Raw genomic sequence first — 4,875 nt, 5'->3', positions numbered from 1 at the left:
GCACGGCGTTGGCGGCTTCCGTGCCGCCGCTGGTGAAGGTCACCTGCGGCGGCGTCGCCCCGACGAGTCGCGCGACGCGTTCCCGCGCCTCCTCCAGCATCGCCCGCGCCGCACGCCCCTCGGCGTGAACGGAGGACGGGTTGCCCGGAAGCGACAGCGCCCGCGCGACCGCCTGCGACACCGCCGGACGGACCGGAGACGTGGCGTTGTGGTCGAGATAGGCGCGGTCTGCTGTCATCCGATCTCCGACTGCCGAAAGATGCGACATTTCCTTGCTTTGGCACCGGGTCGGCGTGCTAAGCCGCGCCGACGACACGGTTTCGAAGCGCCGGACGGCGCTTCCGGGCTGGTCGGGGAAACGCCCGCAGCCGCATTGTTTAGAATAGTTCTAATCGCCTAGAATTATTCTAAGAGCGCTTTTACGTCCGGCGCGGGACGAGTCAAGGCGGTCGCGCGGACCGCTCAGGCTGAGGCGTACACGGCCATCGCGGCGGGCACACCCACGCGGCACGGCCACAGGAGTCGAGGAACTATGCCCGAGGTCATCTTCACCGGTCCCGCCGGCCGACTGGAGGGTCGCTATCAGGCCCCCAAGAAGCGGGGCGCGCCGATCGCGATCGTGCTGCACCCGCATCCGCAGTTCGGCGGCACGATGAACAATCAGATCGTGTACAACCTCTTCTACACGTTCGCGAACCGCGGCTTCGCGGCCCTGCGCTTCAACTTCCGCGGCGTCGGCCGCAGCCAGGGCGCCTTCGACCACGGATCGGGCGAGCTGTCGGACGCCGCCGCCGCGCTCGACTGGGTGCAGTCGGTCAACCCCGAGGCGAAGTCGTGCTGGATCGCCGGCGTGTCCTTCGGCTCGTGGATCGGGATGCAGCTGCTGATGCGCCGCCCCGAGATCGAGGGCTTCATCTCGATCGCCGCGATGGCCAACCGCTACGACTTCACCTTCCTCGCCCCCTGCCCCTCCTCGGGCCTGTTCGTGCACGGCTCCGAGGATCGCGTGGCGCCGGCGCGTGAGGTGATGCCGGTGATCGAGAAGGTGAAGACCCAGAAGGGCGTCATCATCGAGCACCAGATGGTCGAGGGCGCTAACCACTTCTTCGACGGCAAGGTCGACGAGCTGACCCAGACGGTCGACACCTACCTCGACAAGCGCCTCGGCCGGAAGGAAGACGCGGTCTGAGCCGAGCGGCATTTTGCGGCAAACGAAAAGGGCAGGCGCCGAAACGGCGGCCTGCCCTTTTCGATTCGTGGCTCAGGCCGCCGCCCGATCGGACGGCGCCGTCTGCACCACCGGCACGGCCGGCGCGCCTTCCCATTCCGAATGGGCGGGGATCGATTCGCCCTTCATCACGATGGTGAGCGGGCGGAGCCGGGCGTAGTCGCCGACCTTGGTGTCGTAGAGCACCGTCGAGAACGCGCCGACCGAGACGCCCCTGCCGATCACGACGCGGCCGACCTTCATGATCCGGTCCTCGTAGAGGTGGGTCTGCAGGGCGGCCGTGCGGTTGATGGTGGCGAAGTCACCGATCGTCACGCAGTCGAACTCGGTGATGTCGGTGGTGAGCATGCACACCCCTTCGCCGACCTTCACGCCGAACAGCCGCAGAGCCCAGGGTAGGAACGGCGTGCCCTGGAGGTGCTCGAGCAGCACCTTGCCCGCGAGGCCCCAATAGGCGACGGCGATCGCCTCGGTGCGCATCGCCCACCACGACCACATCGGCTGCATGCCGGGCTGGTACACCCCCATCAGGGCCCACTTCATGGCGATGACGGCGGCGGACTGGATCAGCGCGATCACGACGCTGACCGTGACGAAGCTGATCGCGAGCCCGCTCCAATCGCGTTCGAGGATGTTGGGGTAGAAGTACCAATCGATCGCGGTGATCGCGAGGGTGATGTAGAGCATCGGTGAGAACGAGGTCGCGAACGCCTCGAACACGCCGCGGCGGAGCTTCACCAGCGTGCCCGGCTCGTAGGTCTGGGCGAGCGTGCCGACGTCGACGCGCTGGCGCGAGGGCAGCTTGATCGGCGGCGAGCCGAACCAGGTGTCGCCCGGCGCCATCTCGGCGTTGGCGGGCGGCTTCGACTTGATGCCGATCAGCACGTCGTCGGGGATGTCGGCGCCCGGCGGCACCACCGCGTCGTTGCCGACGAAGACCCGCGCGCCCGTGCGGGCCGGATGGAGGTGCATCCAGCCGCGGCGGATCTCCTCCTCGCCGTAGACCACCTCGTCGGCGATGAAGTTGCGGCTGCCGACCTCGGCGAGGTCGTGGCGGCTGCCGAGGTTGGTCGAGATCTCGGCCCCCTCCCCCATCTGCGCGCCCATCAGGCGGTACCACGCCCGCATGTAGACGGTGGCGAAGAGCGAGGAGAGCGTCTCCAGCGTCACCTCGGCGGCGAGCGCCACCGACCACTTGCGCAGGTAGAAGCCCGACCAGATCGAGTAGGTGCCCGAGCGCCGACGCGGCAGCACGATCCAGCGGATGCCGGCGATGAGCAGCACCGTGCCCGCGGTCATCAGCATGGCCGTCGGCCACGTCAGCAGCGGCAGGTACCAGTGGTAATCGACGTCGGTGAAGTCGGACAGCGAATCCGAGATCTGGTCGAACAGGAAGAACGCCGGAAAGATCGGCAGCAGGCCGACGGCGGGGATGGCGCCGAGCAGCAGGACGTAGATCGCCATGACGCCGGCCCGGCGCCGGGCCGAGGCCGGGGCCTGCTCGGGCAGGTCCGAGCCGTCGGCCATCCCGACCTTGCGGCCGGGCGAGCCATCCCAGCTCTCGCCGGCGCCGACGCGGGTGCCGGCGGGAATGGTGGTCAGGTCGGCGATCTCGGCCGCGTCGCCGATCACCGTGTCGTGGCTGATGACGCAGGACGTGCCGACGGCCACGTCGCGTCCGATCTCGACCCGTCCGATGACGAGCTCGTTGCCGACGATCTCGGCGTTGGCGATGACGAGGCGGCCGCCGAGGGACGCGCCGTCGCCGATGATGAGCAGGTCGGGCGCGCCGATATCGATATCGGAGATCAGGGTGTCGGAGCCGACCTTCGCGCCCATCAGCCGCAGGTAGACGGCGATGGCGGGCGAGCCCTGCAGCCACTTGATGTGGACCAGAGGCGCCAGGCGCTGCGCAAGCCACCAGCGGAAGTAGTAGGCACCCCAGAGCGGGTAGCGGCCGGGCTTGGTCCGCCCGAGGACCAGCCACTTGGCGGCGACCGCGATCGTCGCCGTCACGGCGTTGATCGCCACGTAGACGAGGAGCAGCACGCCGAGCTCACCGAAAAACCCGAGGCCGCCGCCGGTGAGCAGCAGGTAGGTGACGAAGATGCCGAGCCACTGCGAGGTCGCGAGCGCGATGACGAACGGCAGGGCCACCGCTTGCGCCAGCCCGCACAGCGCGCGGCGCAGGAGCGGCGGCGGCACGAAGGCGAGGTCGCGGATCGCGGTCTCGATGCCGGCACCGCCGGTCCGCGCGATCAGCGCGTCCGAGATCCGGCGCAGGGTGCGCTCGCGGTAGACGTCCTGCAGCGTGATGCCGGCGAGCGCCGGCGCCTCGCGCACCGCCCCGACGAAGCGGGCGGCGAGCAGCGAGTGGCCGCCGAGGTCGGTGAAGAAGTCGCCGTCGAGGGCGATCGGTTGGTTGCCGAAGACCTGCTTGGCGGCGGCCAGCAGGGCCGCCTCGGTCTGGTTCTCCGGCGGCTCCTGCTCGCCGTCGGCTTCGACGACGGTCAGCGGCGCGACGCGCAGCGCCTTGCGGTCGACCTTGCCGGAGGTGAGGCGCGGCAGCACCTCGGCCGTCTCGAAATGGCCGGGCACCATGTAAGGTGGCATCTGCTCGGCCAGCGTCCGGCGCAAGGCCGCCCGGTCGAAGGCGTGGCCGCGCTCGGGCACGAGGAACGCGACGAGCCGGTCGACGCCGTCGTCGCTCCGCAGCACCACCGCCGCCTGGTTGATGCCTGCCTTCGCCTGGATGCGCGATTCGATCTCGCCGAGCTCGACCCGGAACCCGCGGATCTTGACCTGGTCGTCGATGCGACCGTGGAACAGGATGTTGCCGGCGGCATCGAGAGAGACCGCGTCGCCCGAGCGGTAGAGCAACGGGTCGGCGCCGTCCGAAGCGTAGGGGTTGGCGATGAACTTGTCCGCGGTGAGTTCCGGCCGCTGCAGGTAGCCCTTCGCGACGCCGGGGCCGCCGATCAGCAACTCGCCCGGCTCGCCGCGCCCGAGCAGGCGCAGATCCTCGCCCGCGACGTAGACCGAGTAGTTCGCGATCGGCCCGCCGATTGTGACGGGCACGCCCGGACGCATCTCGGCGGCGGTCGCCACCACCGTGGCCTCGGTCGGCCCGTAGGTGTTGAACAGTTTTCGCGTCGGCGTCGCCCAGCGCGCGACCAGGGGCTCGGGCAGCGCCTCGCCGCCGAGCAGGATCAGGCGCACGCTCGGAAGGTCGCCGGTGATCATCGCGAGCAGCGTCGGCACGGTGTCGATCACCGTGACGTTGGCCCTCGCGATGATCCCGGGCAGCGATTCGACGTCGCCCATCATCGCGGGGCTCGCCACGAACAGGGTCGCGCCGACGAGGTACGGGACCCAGATCTCCTCCATCGACAGGTCGAAGGCGACCGAGGCGCCCTGGAACACCACGTCGTCCGGCGCCATCCCGTAGAGCGCGTTCCCCGAACGCAGGAAGTGGCAGATGTTGGCGTGGCTGATGACGATGCCCTTCGGCACGCCGGTCGAGCCGGAGGTGTAGATCAGGTAGGCGGGGTGCTGTGGCGTCAGCCCAGCGGCGCGGAGGTCCGGCGCCGCCGCGTCCGCCGGCGTGTCCGCGAGCAGGGCGTCGAGGGTCAGGGCGGGGGCGACGG

3 protein-coding genes are annotated in these 4,875 nt (G+C 69.7%); 1 reads left to right on the top strand and 2 read right to left on the bottom strand.

From position 1 onward, the window contains the following. Positions 1–238 (bottom strand): aminotransferase class V-fold PLP-dependent enzyme (locus FV222_RS17485; RefSeq protein ID WP_147815281.1); only part of this gene is annotated, 238 nt, incomplete at its 3' end. 294 nt (positions 239–532) lie between these two features. On the opposite strand from FV222_RS17485, the gene FV222_RS17480 reads away from it, so the two are divergent. Then, positions 533–1,189: an alpha/beta hydrolase gene (locus tag FV222_RS17480; protein ID WP_147753109.1), complete on the top strand. Its 657-nt coding sequence runs from the start codon at positions 533–535 to the stop codon at positions 1,187–1,189. Between the two features lie 72 nt (positions 1,190–1,261). On the opposite strand, the gene FV222_RS17475 is transcribed toward FV222_RS17480, so the two are convergent. After that, positions 1,262–4,875 (bottom strand): Pls/PosA family non-ribosomal peptide synthetase (locus tag FV222_RS17475; RefSeq protein ID WP_147815280.1); only part of this gene is annotated, 3,614 nt, incomplete at its 5' end.

This window comes from Methylobacterium sp. WL103 (assembly GCF_008039885.1).
Lineage (GTDB): Bacteria > Pseudomonadota > Alphaproteobacteria > Rhizobiales > Beijerinckiaceae > Methylobacterium > Methylobacterium cerastii.
The sequence above is the reverse complement of the archived record's forward strand: the minus strand, read 5'-3'. Positions and strand labels throughout refer to the sequence as shown.